Origin of the sequence: Stenotrophomonas sp. NPDC047960 (genome assembly GCF_043204395.1) — a bacterium.
In the GTDB taxonomy this organism is placed as follows: Bacteria; Pseudomonadota; Gammaproteobacteria; order Xanthomonadales; family Xanthomonadaceae; genus Stenotrophomonas.
Window position 1 is genome coordinate 680,118 of the sequence record NZ_JBIDBX010000001.1, and the last position, 18,970, is coordinate 699,087.

Annotated in this window: 15 protein-coding genes and 2 tRNA genes; 16 read left to right on the forward strand and 1 reads right to left on the reverse strand. The window is 66.5% G+C overall.

Annotation, left to right across the window (positions count from 1 at the left end):
• The first annotated feature begins 145 nt into the window (after positions 1–145).
• The 8 genes from ppnN to ACGFZ3_RS03280 all read left to right on the forward strand — a co-directional run bounded on the left by ppnN (position 146) and on the right by ACGFZ3_RS03280 (position 8,672).
• On the forward strand, positions 146–1,534 hold the full coding sequence (gene ppnN, locus ACGFZ3_RS03245; protein ID WP_095364063.1) for a nucleotide 5'-monophosphate nucleosidase PpnN: 1,389 nt from the start codon (positions 146–148) through the stop codon (positions 1,532–1,534).
• Positions 1,535–1,697: 163 nt separating this feature from the next.
• A complete protein-coding gene (locus tag ACGFZ3_RS03250) occupies positions 1,698–2,210 on the forward strand; it encodes a GspH/FimT family pseudopilin (protein ID WP_392916312.1) in 513 nt (170 codons plus the stop codon).
• Positions 2,210–2,683: a type IV pilus modification protein PilV gene (gene pilV, locus ACGFZ3_RS03255; RefSeq protein ID WP_392917572.1), complete on the forward strand. Its 474-nt coding sequence runs from the start codon at positions 2,210–2,212 to the stop codon at positions 2,681–2,683. The genes ACGFZ3_RS03250 and pilV overlap by 1 nt, the downstream gene beginning before the upstream one ends.
• Before the next feature lie 11 nt (positions 2,684–2,694).
• Positions 2,695–3,843: a PilW family protein gene (locus ACGFZ3_RS03260; protein WP_392916315.1), complete on the forward strand. Its 1,149-nt coding sequence runs from the start codon at positions 2,695–2,697 to the stop codon at positions 3,841–3,843.
• 2 nt (positions 3,844–3,845) lie between these two features.
• A complete protein-coding gene (locus tag ACGFZ3_RS03265; protein ID WP_392917575.1) occupies positions 3,846–4,364 on the forward strand; it encodes a PilX N-terminal domain-containing pilus assembly protein in 519 nt (172 codons plus the stop codon).
• 10 nt (positions 4,365–4,374) lie between these two features.
• Positions 4,375–8,109 (forward strand): pilus assembly protein, encoded by a 3,735-nt coding sequence (locus tag ACGFZ3_RS03270; protein WP_392916318.1) that lies wholly within the window; start codon positions 4,375–4,377, stop codon positions 8,107–8,109.
• Entirely contained in the window at positions 8,076–8,543 is a 468-nt protein-coding gene (locus ACGFZ3_RS03275) for a type IV pilin protein (RefSeq protein ID WP_392916320.1), read from the forward strand. Before ACGFZ3_RS03270 ends, ACGFZ3_RS03275 begins: the two co-directional genes overlap by 34 nt.
• Before the next feature lie 52 nt (positions 8,544–8,595).
• A tRNA-Asn gene (locus ACGFZ3_RS03280) sits at positions 8,596–8,672 on the forward strand.
• 67 nt (positions 8,673–8,739) lie between these two features.
• Here the strand turns inward: ACGFZ3_RS03280 and ACGFZ3_RS03285 are convergent.
• A complete protein-coding gene (locus ACGFZ3_RS03285) occupies positions 8,740–9,276 on the reverse strand; it encodes a GspH/FimT family pseudopilin (protein ID WP_392916323.1) in 537 nt (178 codons plus the stop codon).
• Positions 9,277–9,423: 147 nt separating this feature from the next.
• On the opposite strand from ACGFZ3_RS03285, the gene uvrB reads away from it, so the two are divergent.
• From uvrB to kdsB, 8 genes are all read left to right on the forward strand, one after another.
• Positions 9,424–11,448: an excinuclease ABC subunit UvrB gene (uvrB, locus tag ACGFZ3_RS03290; protein ID WP_068854624.1), complete on the forward strand. Its 2,025-nt coding sequence runs from the start codon at positions 9,424–9,426 to the stop codon at positions 11,446–11,448.
• 106 nt (positions 11,449–11,554) lie between these two features.
• A tRNA-Val gene (locus ACGFZ3_RS03295) sits at positions 11,555–11,629 on the forward strand.
• Between the two features lie 171 nt (positions 11,630–11,800).
• Positions 11,801–14,227: a DNA internalization-related competence protein ComEC/Rec2 gene (locus ACGFZ3_RS03300; RefSeq protein WP_392916326.1), complete on the forward strand. Its 2,427-nt coding sequence runs from the start codon at positions 11,801–11,803 to the stop codon at positions 14,225–14,227.
• Positions 14,228–14,230: 3 nt separating this feature from the next.
• Complete coding sequence (locus ACGFZ3_RS03305; protein WP_392916329.1) at positions 14,231–14,908, forward strand: MotA/TolQ/ExbB proton channel family protein; 678 nt, start codon at positions 14,231–14,233, stop codon at positions 14,906–14,908.
• A gap of 3 nt (positions 14,909–14,911) precedes the next feature.
• Positions 14,912–15,334 (forward strand): biopolymer transporter ExbD, encoded by a 423-nt coding sequence (locus ACGFZ3_RS03310; protein WP_070209310.1) that lies wholly within the window; start codon positions 14,912–14,914, stop codon positions 15,332–15,334.
• On the forward strand, positions 15,331–17,079 hold the full coding sequence (msbA, locus tag ACGFZ3_RS03315; RefSeq protein WP_392916334.1) for a lipid A export permease/ATP-binding protein MsbA: 1,749 nt from the start codon (positions 15,331–15,333) through the stop codon (positions 17,077–17,079). Before ACGFZ3_RS03310 ends, msbA begins: the two co-directional genes overlap by 4 nt.
• The gene (gene lpxK / locus ACGFZ3_RS03320; protein ID WP_392916337.1) at positions 17,079–18,101 is read left to right on the forward strand and encodes a tetraacyldisaccharide 4'-kinase; all 1,023 of its coding nucleotides are present in this window, start codon (positions 17,079–17,081) and stop codon (positions 18,099–18,101) included. The genes msbA and lpxK overlap by 1 nt, the downstream gene beginning before the upstream one ends.
• Before the next feature lie 58 nt (positions 18,102–18,159).
• Positions 18,160–18,957 (forward strand): 3-deoxy-manno-octulosonate cytidylyltransferase, encoded by a 798-nt coding sequence (gene kdsB / locus ACGFZ3_RS03325; RefSeq protein ID WP_392916340.1) that lies wholly within the window; start codon positions 18,160–18,162, stop codon positions 18,955–18,957.
• The last annotated feature ends 13 nt before the right edge of the window (positions 18,958–18,970 follow it).

An 18,970-nucleotide genomic window follows, 5' to 3' on the forward strand; every position in this document is an offset into this window, starting at 1 on the left:
GGTTGCGCGAAAAACGCGCACGTACGGCAGCCCCCGAGGCGTCGCCGGGGTCGAAACGCATCCAACGGTCGGGTTTCCCGGCCGTTTTGCTTTTTAAGGGGGCAGCGGTACAGTCGGCAACCTTGAGGAAGCGAAAAGAATGGAAATGACGATCACCGAAAAGCCGGCGCGCACGCTGCCGGTGCAGGACGCGCGGATCTACCCGCGCGGTGGGCTGGATGTGCTGTCGCGCGCGGAAGTGGCGCGCCTGCGCGATGCATCCGGCGGCGGCATGCACGAGCTGCTGCGCCGCTGCGCGCTGGCCGTGCTGACCAGTGGCAGTGCATCCGACGATCCGCGCGCGGCGCGCGATCTGTACCCCGATTTCGATATCCAGGTCGCCCAGCAGGACCGTGGCGTGCGCATCGACCTGGTCAATGCGCCGGCGATGGCGTTCGTGGATGGCGAGATCATCCGCGGCGTGGCCGAGCTGCTGTTCGCGGTCGTGCGCGACCTGGCCTACATGGCCATCGAAATGGGCCCGGCCTACGCGGCGGAGCTGGAATCCTCCGAGGGCATCACCAACGCCGTGTTCGGGCTGCTGCGCAATGCGCGCATTCTCAACCCGGGCGACCCGAACCTGGTGGTCTGCTGGGGCGGCCATTCGATCGGCCGCGATGAGTACCTGTACACCAAGCAGGTCGGCTACGAGCTGGGCCTGCGCGGCCTGGACATCTGCACCGGCTGCGGCCCGGGCGCGATGAAGGGCCCGATGAAGGGCGCCACCATTGCCCATGCCAAGCAGCGCAAGCACACCACGCGCTACATCGGCCTGACCGAGCCGGGCATCATCGCCGCCGAGTCGCCGAACCCGATCGTGAACCACCTGGTGATCATGCCGGACATCGAGAAGCGTCTCGAAGCGTTCGTGCGCATCGGCCACGGCATCATCGTGTTTGCCGGCGGCGTCGGCACCGCCGAAGAGATCCTGTACCTGCTCGGCATCCTGCTGCGCGAAGAAAACAAGGACCTGCCGTTCCCGCTGATCCTGACCGGCCCGACCGTGGCCGCGCCGTACTTCGAGCAGATCGACCGCTTCATCCGCCTGACCCTGGGCGATGCCGCGGCCGAGCGTTACCAGATCATCATCGGCGACCCGGTCGCGGTGGCACGGCAGATGTCGGCCGGCATCAAACGCGTGCGCGAGCACCGCCTGGTGCAGAAGGATTCGTTCTTCTTCAACTGGTCCATCGAGATCCCGTGGGAGTACCAGCAGCCGTTCGTGCCGACCCATGAAGCGATGGCCGCGCTGGACCTGCACCACGGGCGCCCGCCGCATGCACTGGCCGCCGACCTGCGCCGGGCGTTCTCCGGCATCGTCGCCGGCAACGTGAAGGAAGACGGCATGCGCCGGATCGAGCAGTTTGGCCCGTTCGAGATCCACGGCGATGCCGACATGATGCAGGCCTTGGACGAACTGCTGCGCGCCTTCGTCGAACAGCGCCGGATGAAGATCTCGGGCGAGTACCAGCCCTGCTACCGGGTACTGGCCTGAGAAAGCGGGGTGGCCGGGTCGGGAGTCCGCGCCACCCCCGCCCAACCGTACGGGTGTCAACGGTTTGACGCCCGTCGCCTCCGGGCGACCGTTCGTCCTGCTGTCGCTTGCCGCCAGGCGGGCGGGCGTCCATTGTCCGTGTCATCACGCTGGGGAGCGTTCCATGCAACTGCGTCCATCCAAAGGCTTCACCCTGATCGAGCTGATGGTCACCATTTCGGTGGTTGCCATCCTCGCTGCGATCGCGTTCCCGAGCTTCCAGTCCGTGATCCGCTCCAACCGGGTCGCAGCCGCACACAACGAGCTGATTGGCATGGTCAACCTCGCGCGCAGCGATGCCATCCGCAATAACCAGGGTGGCGTGGTCTGCGGGAGCAGTGACGGCACAACCTGCAATGGTCAGTGGGGGGCGGGCATGATGGCGTTCAGCGACACCAATGGCGACGGGGCGTTTACCACCGGGGAAGCGGTGTTGCGTTTTTCCGCCGTCAATCGCGCCCTCGCGGTGACCGGGCCGAGCGCACCCATCGCCTTCGATGCCCGCGGCCGCCGCCGCGCAGGCGCCAACCAGGTGGTGACCCTGCGTCCAACCAGCTGCGGCAGCCAACCATTGTTGAGCACGCTGACCATCAACGCCTCCGGTCAGGTCACCACCGTCAAGGGAGCATGCCCGTGATGCTCAAGCCCTATCGGCCGCGCGGTCACCAAGGCGGTTTCAGCCTGCTGGAGGTAATGATCGCCGTTGTGGTGCTGGGCTTCGGCCTGCTGGGCTTCGCCCTGCTGCAGACCATGAGCGTGCGTTATGTGCAGAGCGCGAACTATCGCACCCAGGCGACCAATCTTGCCTATGACCTCACCGAGCAGATGCGCAGCAACCGCTTCCAATCGGCGTGGTACGCCAATGCCAGCTTCGCGTCAGGAAGCAGGACCGCCGCCGGCGTCTGTGCCCGTGCCACCGGCACTGTGACGCTGGCGCAGAACATCACCCGCTGGCAGTGCCAGGTGGTCAAGGCACTGGGCGACAATGCATCAGCGGTTGTCACCGTCAACAACGGCGTCGCCAACATTTCGATCAGTTGGGCCGATGAGCGCTGGAACCGGGCCGCGCCGGATGCTGCCACCACCTTTGTCATTCAGACTCAGCTATGAGAGGCGCTCCCATGTTCCGCAACCGCCAAGTGGGTCTGTCCCTGATCGAGCTGATGATCTCCCTGGTGATCGGCCTGCTCCTCATGCTGGGCGTTACCCAGATTTTTGCCGCGTCGCGCTCGGCATCACGCCTGTCGGAAGGGGTCGCCCGCGCCCAGGAGAACGGGCGGTTTGCGCTCGAGTTCATCGAGCGCGACATCCGCATGGCCGGACACACCGGCTGTGTGAATGACCAGGCGCACTTCATCAAGGGCAATACCGCGCTCCGCAACAACATCACGGCAGCGACGAGCGGCAGTGGCAACCCGCTCGATTTCAGCGTTGCGATCCAGGGTTACGAAGCGGCCAATACCGGTCCCGGCAATACCCTGGCAGTTGGGGGCGGAACGATTCCTGCGGGACTTCCGGCGTCGATCAGTGGCCTGTCGCCGGCACCGGTGCCAGGCAGCGATATCCTGGTCCTGCGCTTTTTCGCTCCTGAGGGAATACCGGTGACCGCGATAAGCGGCCAGAACCTCACGGTTGATCCGCTTCGTTGGACCCGCTTGACCGAAGGTGGCGTGGCGACCCCGACCCTGTTCGGCATCTCCAACTGCGAGACGGCAGACTTCTTCGCCGGCACCACTACGTCCGGGACCGTCACCGGTACCGCGGTGGATTTCAGCCGCTATGCTCCGCAGCCTGCGCCCACGATGGTCTACCGCGCTGAATCGATGGTGTACTACATCGGCAACGGTACCAATGGACCTGGACTGCGCCGGGCACGCGCCAATTCGGCGGGCACCTACGCGATCAACGAGGAGCTGGTGGAGGGAATCGAGAATCTGCAGCTCATCTACGGCCTCGATACTACGCAGACGATCACCGCCGATACGCCTCCGGTGGGCAACATCACCGTGCAGAACATCGCCTCGGGTGTCTCCACGGCGGCCAACGCCGCCGGTGCCGCCGAATGGCGCCGGGTAGGCCTGGTGCAGGTCGGGCTGGTGGCGCGCAGCGCGGGTCGCATCGGCGGCGCCTCGGAGTCCAGGGCCACGGATGCAGCCGCCAGGATGGGCGTACTCGGTATGACCTACAACCAGGATGCCGTGACCGATGGTCGCTATCGGGCGGCCTATGAAGTGAGCGTTGCCCTGCGCAACCGCCTGTTCGGGAATTGACCATGAATCGCCTCTCTGCGCCCCCTCGCCCTGTCAATCGCCGTCAACAGCGCGGCGCGGTCCTCTATGTGGCGCTGATCATGCTGGTGCTGCTGGCGTTGCTCGGGATCGCCGGCATGCAGGTAGCGGGCATGCAGGAGAAGATGGCATCCAACTACCGTGCGGCAAGCCGCTCGTTCCAGAATACCGAGGGCGTGATCCGCAATACCGAACGTGCTGCCGAGGCGATCATCGATCGCACCGCGATTCCGGCCGGCAGCCTGGTGTCCAGCGACAGCATCAGCCAGAACTGCGAGGACGGCTTCGACCCCGTTGCATGGGGGCGCACTCAGTCTTCTTCGGCAGTGCCGGCAGTCTACGTGCGGCGGATCGACAAATGCGGCGGCCCAGGCGCCAACGCGCTGGACGAAGGCCAGCCCAACGATGACGACTCGGCGTCGTTCCAGATTACCGCGTACTCCGCTGACGACCCGGCAAATCCGACTTCGTCATCGGTGATCGACACCATTTTCAAGCTCTGAGGACACGGCCATGGCTACGCGCAGATTCAAGTGGATGGCCGCCGGCTCGGTGGTAGCAGCAGTCGGCCTCGTTCTTGTCGGCTACAACCTTATTGCCGCACAGGGGCAGGGGACACTGGCGCAGGAGCCGCTGGCGACGAGGTCCCGTGCCATCCCGTCGTTCATCATGGCGGTGGACGACTCCGGCTCGATGAATTTCCAGACGCAGTTCCCGGGCCGTGATGGCGAAGGCTGCTGGGACACCGGACGTCGGAGCTTCTTCGACGCAAGTGGTCAGCTCAACACCGCCGGCAACTGCGATTACTTCTTCGTGGTGCCTGGCCCGCGCATCAACAATTATTACGGCATCCCGCCGATTGACTCACTCGGGTTCGCGCGTTCGGCCGCGTACAATCCCAGTTACTACGATCCGACCGTATTGTATGGGCCGTGGGCGAAAGGTACGCGCCCGGTGGAAACCTACTTTGATCCCAGCGTTCCCGACGCAGCGCCGATCAACCCGGGCCCCAACGGTGGTAATGCCACGGTCAACCTGGTGGCCAACTATTTCAGCACCGCTGCCGCCGACAACTTCCGCATGCAGCCCGGCATGGTGCTCCATGCAGGTACCCGGTACCGCTACAACAACCAGAACATCACTACCACCGCCGATTACACCTGGCCTGCCGATAGAGGGGTGGTCAACATCGCGATTGAGTACGTGCCCGCCACCTTCTACACGCCCTGGACGTCGGACACTGATCCGCGCCCGCAGCTTGTCGGCGGGGCGGCCAACGCCTATGACAATGTCACCCGCGTCCGCGTCAACAACGCGTGCGGGACCGGGTGCAACATGTGGAAGTATACGTTGACCGGCAACACCGCCGCGTCGCGCAACTTCGCCAATTGGTTCACCTATTACGGCAACCGCAACCGGGCGATGATTGCTGGCTTGACGCGATCGATGACCGGCGTCGATGAGCTGAACGTGGGCTACTTCCGCATCAACCAGCATGCGAGTTATGACAGCGGAACGGTGGCCAACAAACGCCTGACGATGCGCTCGGTGGGCGATCCGGACCAACGGACGGCGCTCTACGCCGACATGCTTCAGCTGACCGCGGCCGGTGGCACGCCCAACCGTCAGGCGGTGAACGCGGCGGCGCTCCAGTTCACGCGGACCGACGCCGGCGCGCCTATTGTGGCCTCGTGTCAGAAAAACGCGGTTATGTTGTTCACCGACGGGTTCAGCAATGGCGGAGGCCCGACGGTCGGCAATACCGATCAGAACATGGGCGCGCCTTTCAGTGACAATCATTCCAACACGATGGCCGATATCGTTACCCGGTTCTACGTGAACAACGGCGCCCAGCCGCCGCTCCGTCCGGACCTGCCCGCTGGCAAGGTGCCGGTTCCGGAGGCGTGCGGCAATGGTGACCTCAGCCTTGATTGCCAAACCAACCTGCACCTTAATTTCTACGGAGTCACGCTGGGTGCGCGGGGTGACCTGTTCAATTCCAACCTTAACCAGAATCCGTACAAGGACGCCGCCATCTACGGAAACTGGCCGCCACGCCAGGACGATGAGCGCAGCACGGTCGATGATATCTGGCACGCCGCGGTAAACACCCGTGGTGAGTACATCAATGCCCGCACGCCGGTGGAAATCACCAACGCCATGTCGCGCGTGCTGCAGGCAGTCGGTTCGGGCGGCTCGCCGTCCAGTGGTTCGGGTGCCAGCGGCGCCCGTATTGGCATCGGCTCGATTACGGTCGGTTCGGAGTACAAGATCGAGAAGGAGGGCACGGACTGGTCCAGCACTCTTACTGCCAAGCGCCTGTCGCTGGATCCGACGACGCGCGCGTTGGTGGAAACCAACTTCTGGGAGGCAAGCGCACAGCTGCCGTCGGCCGGATCGCGCCGCATCTTCTTTACCCGCGGCGGTACGACCCGGGAATTCACCGCGGGCAATGTGAGTCTGACCGATCTGTGCAACAAAACCGCCCAGAACCCCGGCATGGCGCTGCAGGCGTGCTCTGAACGACTTTCTGCCGCGACCAACGCCACGGCGGTGTCCTACCTGCGTGGCGACACTTCGCTCGAGAAGCGTAGTTCCGGTCCCTTCCGTGACCGCACCACGCGCCTGGGCGACATCGTGAACTCGACGCCGGTGATCACCTCGCCCCTCGACGATTTCGGCTATCGCCGCCTGGGGGGCACGCTGTCGACCTCGTACGCGGCCTATCTGTCCAACAAGTCGGCCAACGGTCAGTACATGGTGTATGCCGGCGCCAACGACGGCATGCTCCATGCGTTCAACGGGGGCATGAATGCGGCCGGCAACGTTGTGGCCGGCGGTGGCACCGAGTCCTTCGCCTACATACCCAGCACTGCGCTGGGTCACATGGGGAACCTGCTGATCCCGTACAACCCGACCTCGAAAGTCGGGCAGGACTTCTCGCACCGCTACTACGTGGATGGCCAGATCGCAGTTGCCGATTCCTACTACGGCGCTGGCTGGCACACCACCCTGGTAGGCGCGTCCGGCGCAGGCGGCCGCAGTGTCTTCGGCCTCGACGTGACCCCTGGCGCCACCTTTGGTACTGGCAGCAAGTTGTGGGAAATCAGTGACCTCGATACGAATCTGCCCGCCGATGTCCGCAACAACATCGGGTTTGTGCTCGGCAAGCCGGTCATCGTGCCGGTGCTGGAGGGCGGCACGGCGGTATGGAAGGCCATTTTCGGCAACGGCTTCAACAGCGCAAGCGGGAAGGCGGTGCTGTTCGTGGTGGATATCGCCACGGGAACGGCGCGTATGATCGAAGCGGTTGAGACCGGCGCCAACGTGCCTGCCGGCAGCAATGGGCTGGGCAGCGTGGTGGTCATTGACCGCTGGGGTGGCACCAACCAGAGCCAGCGAACCCGTGACGGCTACTCCGATACGGTTTATGGCACCGATCAGAAGGGCGCGGTATGGAAATTTGACCTGCGCGCCACCGGCAACGTGTCCACGCCGCTGTTCACCACACTGCCGACCACCACCAATGGCGTGCGCTCGCGGCAACCGATTACCGGTGGCATCACCGCCGGTACCGGCAGCAATGGCGGCGTGATGCTGTACTTCGGCACCGGCAGCTACTCGTTCAACGGCGACCCGGACGACAGCTCGCTGCAGAGCCTGTATGCGGTGAACGACCTGATCAATGGTCCGATCACGACGGCGCTTGCGCGGTCCAATCTGTCGGGCAGCACGGCAAACATTTCGGGCACAGTGCGCACGCTGACCGCAGGTACGCCGCCGGCCAACTCACGAGGGTGGTACATCGACCTTGCTTTCCGCGAGCGCTTTGTTGGTAATCCGTCGTTGTCCAACGGCATCGTTTACATGCCCACCTACATCCCGCGTGATGTGACCGACTCCAGCACGTCCTGCGCGGTACCGGGTGATAACTGGCTGTTCGGTCTGCAGCCATTGACCGGTGCCGGCGCCTTGGGGCGTGCCTCGTTGAACTCGCCCACGGCGAACCCCTTCGACGCAGGGTCTGCTGGCTTCAAGAGCAATTCTCCCGGCGGAGCACCGATCACAAATGCCAATGCATTCGGCTTGCCACGCCAGTCGCCGCCTGCGCTGGGTTCCGGGCCGGGCGGTGCAACGCCCCCGCCGACGGTACCGGGCAGCGCTTGTGTCACTGGCATCAAGTTCGGATCTGACACCCTTTACATTCCCTATCCATGCGGTCGCCAATCGTGGAGACAGATCCAGTGATCATCCCTTCTTCCCGAATCCGGCGTCCGCGCAGGGTCGTGGGCTTCACCCTCATCGAGCTGATGATCACTGTGGCGGTCATCGCGATTATTTCCGCGATTGCGTACCCGTCGTATAACACCCAGGTGCGCAAGTCCAAGCGCGCTGCCGCGAAGGCGGAGATGGTGGAGTACGCGCAGCGTGCCGAACGGCAACATACGCTCAACAACAGCTACGCGGGCTTCAGGTTCCTGGAGAACAACAGCACCACCATTGCTTCGCCGCGTGACGGAAGTGCAGTGAGGTACCAGATCACCATTGCGCCCGCCGCCAATACGTTCACGATCACGGCGGTCCCGCAGGGCGATCAGGCCAGGGACCCCTGCGGCACGCTTACGGTGAACCAGGCCGGGGTAAAGACCCCGGCCAACACCAGCGCGCTGGAGTGCTGGTGAGGTCTGGCACCGGTTGCAACGCGTTGAATGAACGTCTAGAATTCGCGTCCCCGCCCGAATAGCTCAGCCGGTTAGAGCACTTGACTGTTAATCAGGGGGTCGTTGGTTCGAGTCCAACTTCGGGCGCCAGTATCTGCAGAAGCCGCGAGCAATCGCGGCTTTTGTCGTTTCTGGGCGGCCGGCATGGCCTCAGCGCTCAATGCGGGCAGGCAACGCTCCCGCGCTGGCGGGTAGCGCGGGTTCGCCCGACATTGTTCACTACCACCTCTCCCTGCAGCTGCGCGCGGGCGCAGATGGCCACCGTCAGCGGGCTGCCGCTACTGCGGCCGTCGGCCTGGAAGCGAAGGCGCCTTCGTTCCTGGCTTGAGCGCGCACTGACGCTGGTGTCGTGGTAGCCCTGGCGATACTGCAGCACATCCTCCGGCGCCGGTGACAGCGTGCTGGCGCCGCGGTCCAGATGGATCAACCAGCCGCGGCTCCAGTCGCCGCCGCACTGGCGCCCCTCCTCGCTGGGGCATACCGCCACTGCCGCGTGGCGGGTGATCGCGGTGCTTCGCGCACTATTGAACACCGACACCAGCTGCATGCGCAGCATGTCCGCGCGCAGGCGGCTGAGCCCCGAGGCGAGCGAGGGCAGCGCGATGGCGCAGAGCACGCCCACGATGACGAGCGCGCTGACCAGTTCGAGCAGGGTCCAGCCACGGGGGCGGACGGGACGGGCAGGGCGATACATGGGGGCCTCCGGGCGGCAAAGCGCCACCGTGCCTCGCCGGCCCGGGACAGGGCATCGGCGAACACCCCTTGCATGGGTAGGCCACACCCTCAGCCGGCCGTCACCCAACCCCCCGCTATAATGGAAGGCCCGGTCTATGGCGGCACCATGAGCGATCGCTTTGAACTTGTATCTCCGTATTCCCCAGCGGGCGACCAGCCGGCGGCGATCGAGAAGCTGACCGCCAACTTCGAGGCCGGCATCGCCAAGCAGACCCTGCTGGGCGTGACCGGCTCGGGCAAGACCTACACGATCGCCAACGTCATCCAGCAGGTACAGAAGCCCACGCTGGTAATGGCGCCGAACAAGACCCTGGCCGCGCAGCTGTACGGCGAGTTCAAGGCGTTCTTCCCGCATAACGCGGTGGAATACTTCGTCAGCTACTACGACTACTATCAGCCCGAAGCCTACGTGCCGTCGTCGGACACCTTCATCGAGAAGGACAGTTCGATCAACGAACACATCGAGCAGATGCGGCTGGCGGCGACCAAGACACTGCTGTCGCGCCCGGATGCGATCGTCGTGGCCACCGTGTCGGCGATCTACGGCCTGGGCGCGCCCGAGGATTACCTGTCGCTTCGCCTGATCCTGTCCACCGGCGAGCGCATCGACCAGCGCGACCTGATCAACCACCTCACCCAGCTGCAGTACACCCGCAACGAGTACGAGCTGCACCGCGGCACGTTCCGCGTGCGCGGCGAGGTGATCGACATCTTCCCGGCCGAATCGGACAGCGAAGCGGTGCGCATCGAACTGTTCGATGGCGAAGTGGAGCAGATCAGCATGTTCGATCCGCTCACCGGCGAAAGCCTGCGCCGCCTGCAGCGCTACACCGTGTACCCCAAGACCCACTACGCCACCACGCGCGAGCGGGTGCTGTCGGCGGTGGATACGATCAAGGCCGAGCTCAAGGTGCGGCTGGAGCAGCTGTACGAACAGAACAAGCTGGTGGAAGCGCAGCGCCTGGCGCAGCGCACCCAGTTCGACCTGGAAATGATGGCCGAAGTTGGTTTCTGCAACGGCATCGAAAACTATTCGCGCCATCTCACCGGCAAGGCTGCCGGCGAGCCGCCGCCGACCCTGTTCGATTACCTGCCGCCGGACGCGCTGCTGGTCATCGACGAATCGCACGTGACCATTCCGCAGATCGGCGCGATGTACAAGGGCGACCGCTCGCGCAAGGAAACGCTGGTGGAATTCGGCTTCCGGCTGCCATCGGCGCTGGACAACCGCCCGCTGCGCTTCGAGGAATGGGAAGCGCGCTGCCCCCGCAGCATCTACGTGTCGGCCACGCCGGGACCGTACGAGCTGCGTGAAGCGGCCGATGAAATCACCGAGCTGGTCGTGCGACCGACCGGCCTGATCGATCCGGTGGTGGAGATCCGCCCGGTGGGCACCCAGGTCGATGACCTGATGAGCGAGGTCAACGAACGCATCAAGCTCGGCGACCGCGTGCTGGTGACGACGCTTACCAAGCGCATGGCCGAGAACCTCACCGAGTACCTCACCGAGCACGGGATCCGGGTGCGCTACCTGCATTCGGATATTGATACGGTCGAGCGCGTGGAAATCATCCGCGACCTGCGCCTGGGCAAGTTCGACGTGCTGGTCGGCATCAACCTGCTGCGCGAGGGCCTGGACATGCCCGAGGTGTCGCTGGTGGCGATCCTGGATGCGGACAAGGAAGGCTTCCTGCGTTCCACCGGATCGCTGATCCAGACCATCGGCCGCGCCGCACGCAACCTGCGCGGCAAGGCGATCCTGTACGCCGACAAGATCACCCGGTCGATGCAGGCGGCGATCGACGAAACCGACCGCCGCCGCGCCAAGCAGGTGGAATACAACGAAGCGCACGGCATCGTGCCCAAGTCGGTGCTGCGCCCGATCGTGGATGTATTGGAGGGTGCGCGCTCGGAAGCAGCGGAGAAGGAAGCGCGGGGCAAGGGCAAGGGACGTGGTGGACGGGTGGCCGAAGAGGCGGTGGATTACCGCACTCTGGAACCGGCCCAGATCGCCAAGCGGCTGCAGGCGCTGGAGCAGCAGATGTACCAGCATGCCCGTGACCTGGAGTTCGAAGATGCCGCACGCGTGCGTGACCAGATCCGCCAGCTGAAGGAGGCCAGCCTGGGCTGAACGGCGCGTTGTGAAATACCTTCACAAAAGTGTTGCTCTTCACACCCGGCGTCCGTAATATACGCGGCCTGCACCGACGCAATTGCAGCGGCGCAGCGAGACAAACGGGCGGTTAGCTCAGCGGTAGAGCACTACCTTGACATGGTAGGGGTCACAGGTTCGAACCCTGTACCGCCCACCACTCCAGTCACAGCGACTGCGGTGGAAAAACGAAAAAGCCGGCCATCAGGTCGGCTTTTTGCGTTGCGGGTTTTGTCGCAGCGGCGGTTCCCGACAACACGGTCCGCCCCCGCCTGATGGCGACGTTCCCGCTTTCGGCCAAGCATGCAGGCTCCAGCGCGTGGTGGCCCGCATGTCGTTCCGGTCGGACATTTTCTCCCGGTTGTTTCCGGCACCTCTGCCCCTGTTCGGCAAGGCGTGTGCGGCTGCACTGCTGACCGGCGTGTGCGTTGTCGTGTTCGCGCCGGTGCTGCCGCCCGCGCTGGCCGCGTGGTGTGCGCTGCTGTGCGGGGTAGGGCTCTGGTGGGGGTGGCCGCGTGCACGGTGGTGCGGGGCAGTGCTGGCCGGGCTCGGCTGGGTCACGCTGCACGCCCACGCCGGCCTGGCCCTGCAGTTGCCTGCGGATGCCGCGCCTGCCGAGCACGCGCTGCGCGGGCGGGTCGTGGAGCTGCCGCAGCATGGATCGCGCAGCACCCGATTCCGGTTCCGCGTGGACGACGACGCGACGATGCCCGCGCACCTGCGCGGCCGCGAGCTTGCGCTTGCGTGGTATGACGCCACCGCTGCCGAGGCGCGTGCAGGTGCGCCTGTGGCGGCCCCCCTGCTTCGGAAGTCGCTGCGCGCAGGGGCACGCTGGCAGCTGCAGGCGCGGTTGCGGCCGCCGCGTGGACTGCGCAATCCGGGCGGCTTCGATGCCGAGCGGCATGCGCTGTTGCAGCGGCTGACGGCGACAGGTCACGTACGTGCGCCGGCGCTGCCGCTGGGCACGCCGACGGGGTTGCCGGCGTGGCGCGAGCGCATGGCCGACGCGATCACTGTCCACGTGCCTGGCCCCGCTGCCCGCTTCGTACGGGCGCTGGCGCTGGGTGATACCCGCGGGCTGGGGCAGGGCGACTGGGACGACCTGCGTGCGCTGGGCCTGACCCATCTCGTGGCGATCTCCGGATTTCACGTCGGGCTGGTTGCCGGGTTCGGGGCATGGCTGGCGGCGTTGGCGTGGCGCGCGTTTCCGTGGCTCGGCCGTCGCTGGCCACGGCCATTTGCCACCGCGCTGGCGGCCGTTGCCAGTGCTGCGCTGTATGCGGCCGTGGCGGGCTTCGCCCTTCCTACGGTGCGGACGGTCCTGATGATCGCAGTAGTTGCCGCAGCACGCTGCGCGCGGCGCCCGACCACGGTTGCCCAGGCGCTGGCACTGGCGGCGCTGGTGGTGCTGCTGGTCGATCCGCTGTCGGTACTGGCACCCGGGTTCTGGCTCAGCTTCGCTGGCGTGCTGTGGCTGGTCTGGTGCCTGCCGGGGCGGGGCGTGCATTGGCTGCGCACCTTCATGGCCGCGCAGGGCGTGGCCACCCTCGCGCTGCTGCCGCTGACCGTCGCACTGTTCGGGCAGGCCTCGCGGGCGGGGCCGCTGGCCAACCTCCTGGCCATTCCGTGGTGGAGCTTGGTGGTGGTGCCGTTGGCCCTGGTGGGCACCGGGCTGGAAGCCCTGCTGGACGGGGCGGGCCGCTGGCCGTGGCGCGCGGCGGCCGTCTGTTTCGACGCAAGCTGGTGGGTGTTCGGGTTCCTGGCGCGCCAGCCATGGGCACTGTGGTGGGCGCCCCAGGCCGCCGTCGCGGCGGTGCCGGCTGCATTGCTCGGGGTGTTCTGGTTGCTGCTGCCGCGTGCTGCCGGGATGCGCCTGCCCGCGCTGCTGTTGTGCCTGCCGCTGCTGTGGCCGTCACGCGATCGGCCCGCGCCCGGCGAGGTCGAACTGCTGGTGATGGACGTGGGGCAGGGCCTCGCCGTGTGGGTGCGCACCCGCCATCACCGGCTGCTGTACGACGCCGGCCCGGCCGCCGAGGGCGGATTCGATGCCGGCGAACGGATCGTCGCTCCGACATTGCACGCGCTGGGTGAGGCCGGGCTGGACCGGGTGCTGCTCAGCCATGGCGATCGCGACCATGCCGGTGGCATGCCTGCGGTACGCCGCGCCTTCCACGACCCGCCGCTGCAGGCGCCGCCCGGCGCCGTGCCCGGCGCCGCGATGGGCTGCAGCCGCGGCGATCGCTGGCACTGGGACGGGGTGGACTTCGCCGTACTGCACCCGCCCCCCGCCAGTCCCTATGCCGGCAATGCCAGCAGCTGCGTGCTGCGCATCCAGGCCGCCCATGGCGTGGTGCTGTTGACCGGCGACATCGGCCAGCGCGAGGAAGCTGCCCTGGTCGCTGCGGTGCCGGCCGCGCTGCGCGCCGACGCGGCGCTGGTGGCGCACCACGGCAGCGCGGGTTCGTCCGGGGCCGAGTGGATCCGGGCGGTGTCGCCCCGCCTGGCCATCGTCTCGGCCGGGCATGGCAACCGGTTCGGTCATCCGCGCCGCGACGTGGTCCAGCGCTGGCGGACCGCTCCGGCCGAAGTGCTGAACACCGCGGACAGCGGCGCACTGCGTCTGTGGCTGGGCAGGGAGGGCCTGCAGGTGCGTGAACAGCGTGTTTTCGAGCGCCGTTGGTGGGATGCCGCGGAGCGGGCGCGGTCGGCTGCTATCCTATCTCCGGTCATACAGGCGGCCAATGGGCCGGAGGGTTGAAACGTGTGGGAACTGGTCAAGGCCGGTGGCTGGCCGATGGTGCCGCTGCTGCTGTTGGGCGTACTGGCTTTGGCAATCGTCCTGGAGCGTTTCTGGACCTTGCGGCGTAACGAGGTCCTGCCCCCGGGGCTGGGCCAGGAAGTGCGCAACTGGGCCGCGCGCGGCAAGCTCGATCCGAATCACATCCAGTCGCTGCGGGCCAACTCGCCGCTGGGCGCGTTGCTTGCCGTGGCGCTGGAAGCGCGCAACCGCCCGCGCGACCAGATCCGCGAACGCATTGAAGATGCAGGTCGCCATCTGGTGCACCGCATGGAGCGCTTCCTGAATGCGCTGGGCACGATCGCATCGGCCGGTCCGCTGCTGGGCCTGCTCGGCACCGTGGTGGGCATGATCCAGATGTTCCTGGGCATCCTCGACCACGGGGTGGGCGATGTGAACCAGCTGGCCGGCGGCATCGGCAAGGCGCTGGTGTGCACCGCCACCGGCATGATCGTGGCCATCCCCGCCCTGATGTTCCATCGCTACTTCAAGGGCCGCATCGGCGGTTACGTGATCGAGATGGAAATGGAGGCTTCGGCCCTGCTCGATGCACTGGACGGGCGCCCCGGCGTCATGAACGCGGCACCGCGCGCCGGCACCGCGCCGGCAGCCGGCGCCGCCGCCGTCACGGCCAAGGGCTGACGGATGCGCATCCGCAACGACCGGGTCCAGGACGAGGTTCACATCGATCTTGTACCCCTGATCGACGTCATCCTCGTGCTGATCATCTTCTTCGTGGTCACCACCACCTTCGACGCGCGCTCGACGCTGCAGCTGCAGCTGCCGACCGCCAGCCAGCAGGACACCACCGAGCCGCCGCGCTCGCTCAGCGTGCTGGTCAACGCCGAAGGGCGTTACTTCATCAACGACCAGGAAGTGCTGCGCACCGACGTGGAATCGGTCAAGCAGACCATTGCCGCCGTCGCCGGCAGCGACCGTGAGCAGACCGTGCTGCTGCGCGCCGATGCCCGCACCCCGTACCAGGCCGTGGTGACCGCCCAGGATGCCCTGGGCCAGCTCGGTTTCCGTCGCATCGCCATCGCTACCGCGCCGGAGGTGCGTCCATGAGTAAACAACACGCGCCGGTCTGGCCGATCTACAAACGCCTGCTGGGCTACACCCGCGCCTACTGGGTGTTCATGGTGGCCGCCGTCATCGCGATGGTGGTCGAGGCCCTGGCCGGCTACCACTTCACCAAACTGATGGAACCCCTGGTCAATCGTGGCTTCGTCAACCCCGAGCCGCGCATGGCAGTGATCCTGCCGTTGACCATCCTCGGGTTGTTCATGATGCGCAGCCTGGCCACCCTGGTCAGCGACTATGCGCTGGCCCGCACCGGGCGCAGCGTAGTACGCGATCTGCGCGAGCAGGTGCTCTCCAAGTACCTGCACCTGCCGTCGTCGCACTTCGACAGTGAAGCCACCCCGGTGATGGTCAGCCGCCTGAACTACGACACCGAGCAGGTCACGCAGGCCAGCGCCGATGCGCTCAAGACCCTGGTCGCCGACACCCTCACCATCATCGCCATGCTGGTGGTGATGTTGCAGATGAGCGTCAAGGTGACCGTGGCGATGCTGGTGGTCGTGCCGCTGATCGGCGTGATCGTCTCGTTCGTGGGCAAGCGTTACCGGCGCATCAGCCGTGGCATCCAGGACGGCATGGGCAGCATGGCGCAGACCGCCGAGCAGTCGCTGGCCGCGCAGCAGGAAGTCAAGGTGCATGGTACCCAGGCGCACGAGATATCGCGTTACTCGCGCCTGGCCAACCGCATGCTTGGCCTGAACATGAAGGTCGAAACCACCCGCGCGCTGGCCTCCAGCACCGTGCAGTTCCTGGCCGCGCTGGCCTTGGCCGTGATCGTGTGGGTGTCCACCCGCGAAGCGCTGGCCGGGCGCTTGAATGCGGGCCAGTTCATGGGCCTGATGACCTCGATGATGGCCATCATCCCGTCGCTGCGCCGCCTGACCAGCGTGCAGACCTCCATCTCGCGCGGCGTGGCCGCCGCCGAGCGCCTGTTCGGCATCCTCGACCTGCCGGTCGAGCGCGACGAAGGCAGCACCCGCGCCCAGCGCGTGCGTGGCGAGCTGTCGTTCCAGCACGTGATGCTGCGTTACCGCGAAGACACCGGCATCGCCCTGGACGACATCACATTCGATGCCAAGCCCGGCACCGTGACCGCCATCGTCGGTCGCTCCGGCAGCGGCAAGACCAGCCTGATCCGGCTGGTGCCGCGTTTCTATGAGCCCAGCGGCGGCCGCATCCTGCTCGATGGCGTGCCGCTGGACGACTACCCGCTGGCCGACCTGCGCCGCCAGGTCGCGATGGTCGGGCAGAAGGTCATGCTGTTCGACGATACCGTGGGCGCCAACATCGCCTACGGCATGGACGCCAGCGAGGAGCAGATCCGCGCGGCCGCCGAAGCGGCCAATGCATGGGAGTTCATCGAGCGCATGCCGCAGCAGCTGCAGACCCCGGTGGGCGAGAATGGCGCGCTGCTGTCCGGCGGCCAGCGCCAGCGCCTGGCGATCGCCCGCGCGATCCTGCGCGACGCGCCGGTGCTGATCCTCGATGAAGCCACCGCCGCGCTGGACAACGAGTCCGAGCGGCTGGTGCAGGATGCGCTGCAGCGCCTCATGCCCGAGCGCACCACGCTGGTGATCGCACATCGCCTGTCCACCATCGAACACGCCGACCAGGTACTGGTGATGGACCACGGCCGCATCGTCGAGCGCGGCACCCACAGCGAACTGCTGGCACTGGGCGGGCTGTACGAGCACCTGCACAAGATGCAGTTCCGCGAAAGGCAGCCCTGATGGCGTCCAAGGGTTCCCAGACGCCGTCGTACTGGTACGACGGCAGTGCGATTCCATTTGCCGCGCGCCTGCTGGCGCCGGTGTACGGCGCCGTGGTGGCACTGCGCCGTGGGCTGTATCGGCGCGGCTGGCGCAAGCGCCACGCGCTGCCGGTACCGGTGATCGTAGTGGGCAACGTGACCGCCGGCGGTACCGGCAAGACCCCGCTGACCATCGCGCTGGTGGACCGCCTGCGTGACGCGGGCTGGAAGCCGGGTGTGGCCAGTCGCGGTTATGGGCGCGAAGAGGCCAAGGTGCCGCGCTGGGTCGAGGCAGGTACGCCGACCGCGCTGGGCGGCGACGAACCGGTGCTGATCGCCTGGAAGACCGGCGTGCCGGTGCGGGTTGATGCCGACCGCGTGGCGGCCGGGAAGGCGCTGGTCGAAGCCGGCTGCAACATCATCGTCTGCGACGACGGCCTGCAGCACTATCGGCTGGCGCGCGACATCGAAATCGAGGTGGTGGACGCACAGCGCCGCTACGGCAACGGCCGGTTGATCCCGGCCGGGCCGCTGCGCGAGCCCGCCGAGCGCGCGCGCGACTGCGACTTCCGCGTGGTGAACCTGGGCCAGGCCAGCGCCGATCCGTCAGCGCTTGCCTCGTGCGGTTTCGGGGAGTGGGCGATGCAGCTGCATATCGACAGTGCACTACCGCTCAGCGGCGGCCGCGCCCGCGCGCTGTCGCACTTCCGTGGCCAGCGTGTGCACGCCGTGGCCGGCATTGCACACCCGCAGCGTTTCTTCGACATGCTGCGTGCGCATGGCATCGGCGTGGTTCCGCATGCCTTCGCCGATCACCATGCCTACCAGGCGGCGGACCTGCGCTTTGGCAGTGAACTGCCGGTGCTGATGACCGAAAAGGACGCGGTGAAATGCAAGGCGTTCGCGAACGAATGGCATTTCTCGGTGCCTCTGTCGGCTGATCTTCCCGCAGCGTTCTGGGTCAACCTGCTGGACCGCGTGGATAAACTCGGCAAGCGCTGAGCACCGTGTTTGCGGCACACTGGCCGTCACTGTTCCCGTGTATTGCCAAGAGATCCCCATGAGCGAGCCCGTCGATTTCGTCGTCGCCATTCCGGCGCGTTACGCCGCATCCCGGCTGCCAGGCAAGCCGCTGCGGCTGCTCGGCGGCAAGCCGCTGGTGCTGCGCGTGGCCGAGCGCGCGCTGCTGGCCGGCGCGCGCGAGGTCTGGGTCGCCACCGACGACGCGCGCATTGGCGAGGCCCTGCAGGGCCTGGACGGCGTCCAAGTGGCGATGACCGCCGCCGGCCATGCCTCCGGCACCGACCGGCTGGCCGAGTGCGCCCGCCAGGCGGGCTGGTCCGATGACACCGTGGTGGTGAATCTGCAGGGCGACGAGCCGTTCGCGCCTGCCGAGGGTATCCGCGCCGTGGCTGAAGCGCTGGTCTACAGCGGTGCGGAGATGGCGACGCTGGCGACCCCGGTGGAAGATGCCCAGACCCTGTTCGATCCCAACGTGGTCAAGGTGGTACGCCGGCAGAACCTGGACGCGCTGTACTTCAGCCGCGCTCCGATTCCCTGGCACCGGGACGCCTTCGCGCAGTCGCGCGAGCACCTGTCCGGATCCCATTGGCTCCGCCACATCGGCATCTATGCGTACCGTGCCGGGTTCCTGCACCAGTTTGCCGCATTGCCCCCGGGCGCTCTGGAACAGCTGGAATCGCTGGAGCAGCTGCGCGTGCTTGAGGCGGGCCATCGGCTGAGCGTGGCACTGTCTCCGGCCGCGTTCCCGCCGGGAATCGACACGCCCGAGGACCTGGCGCGCGCCGAAGGCTGGCTGGCCCGCCGCGAAATTGACGGTGGCACGACGGTTGCATGACGCACAGTCCGGC

Excerpts from the sequence above, each read along its gene's own strand:
- ppnN (WP_095364063.1), top strand. The coding sequence starts at position 146 with ATGACGATCACCGAAAAGCCGGCGCGCACGCTGCCGGTGCAGGACGCG.
- ACGFZ3_RS03250 (WP_392916312.1), top strand. The coding sequence starts at position 1,698 with ATGCAACTGCGTCCATCCAAAGGCTTCACCCTGATCGAGCTGATGGTC.
- pilV (WP_392917572.1), top strand. The coding sequence starts at position 2,210 with ATGCTCAAGCCCTATCGGCCGCGCGGTCACCAAGGCGGTTTCAGCCTG.
- ACGFZ3_RS03260 (WP_392916315.1), top strand. The coding sequence starts at position 2,695 with ATGTTCCGCAACCGCCAAGTGGGTCTGTCCCTGATCGAGCTGATGATC.
- ACGFZ3_RS03265 (WP_392917575.1), top strand. The coding sequence starts at position 3,846 with ATGAATCGCCTCTCTGCGCCCCCTCGCCCTGTCAATCGCCGTCAACAG.
- ACGFZ3_RS03270 (WP_392916318.1), top strand. The coding sequence starts at position 4,375 with ATGGCTACGCGCAGATTCAAGTGGATGGCCGCCGGCTCGGTGGTAGCA.
- ACGFZ3_RS03275 (WP_392916320.1), top strand. The coding sequence starts at position 8,076 with ATGCGGTCGCCAATCGTGGAGACAGATCCAGTGATCATCCCTTCTTCC.
- ACGFZ3_RS03285 (WP_392916323.1), bottom strand. The coding sequence starts at position 9,276 with ATGTATCGCCCTGCCCGTCCCGTCCGCCCCCGTGGCTGGACCCTGCTC.
- uvrB (WP_068854624.1), top strand. The coding sequence starts at position 9,424 with ATGAGCGATCGCTTTGAACTTGTATCTCCGTATTCCCCAGCGGGCGAC.
- ACGFZ3_RS03300 (WP_392916326.1), top strand. The coding sequence starts at position 11,801 with ATGTCGTTCCGGTCGGACATTTTCTCCCGGTTGTTTCCGGCACCTCTG.
- ACGFZ3_RS03310 (WP_070209310.1), top strand. The coding sequence starts at position 14,912 with ATGCGCATCCGCAACGACCGGGTCCAGGACGAGGTTCACATCGATCTT.
- msbA (WP_392916334.1), top strand. The coding sequence starts at position 15,331 with ATGAGTAAACAACACGCGCCGGTCTGGCCGATCTACAAACGCCTGCTG.
- lpxK (WP_392916337.1), top strand. The coding sequence starts at position 17,079 with ATGGCGTCCAAGGGTTCCCAGACGCCGTCGTACTGGTACGACGGCAGT.
- kdsB (WP_392916340.1), top strand. The coding sequence starts at position 18,160 with ATGAGCGAGCCCGTCGATTTCGTCGTCGCCATTCCGGCGCGTTACGCC.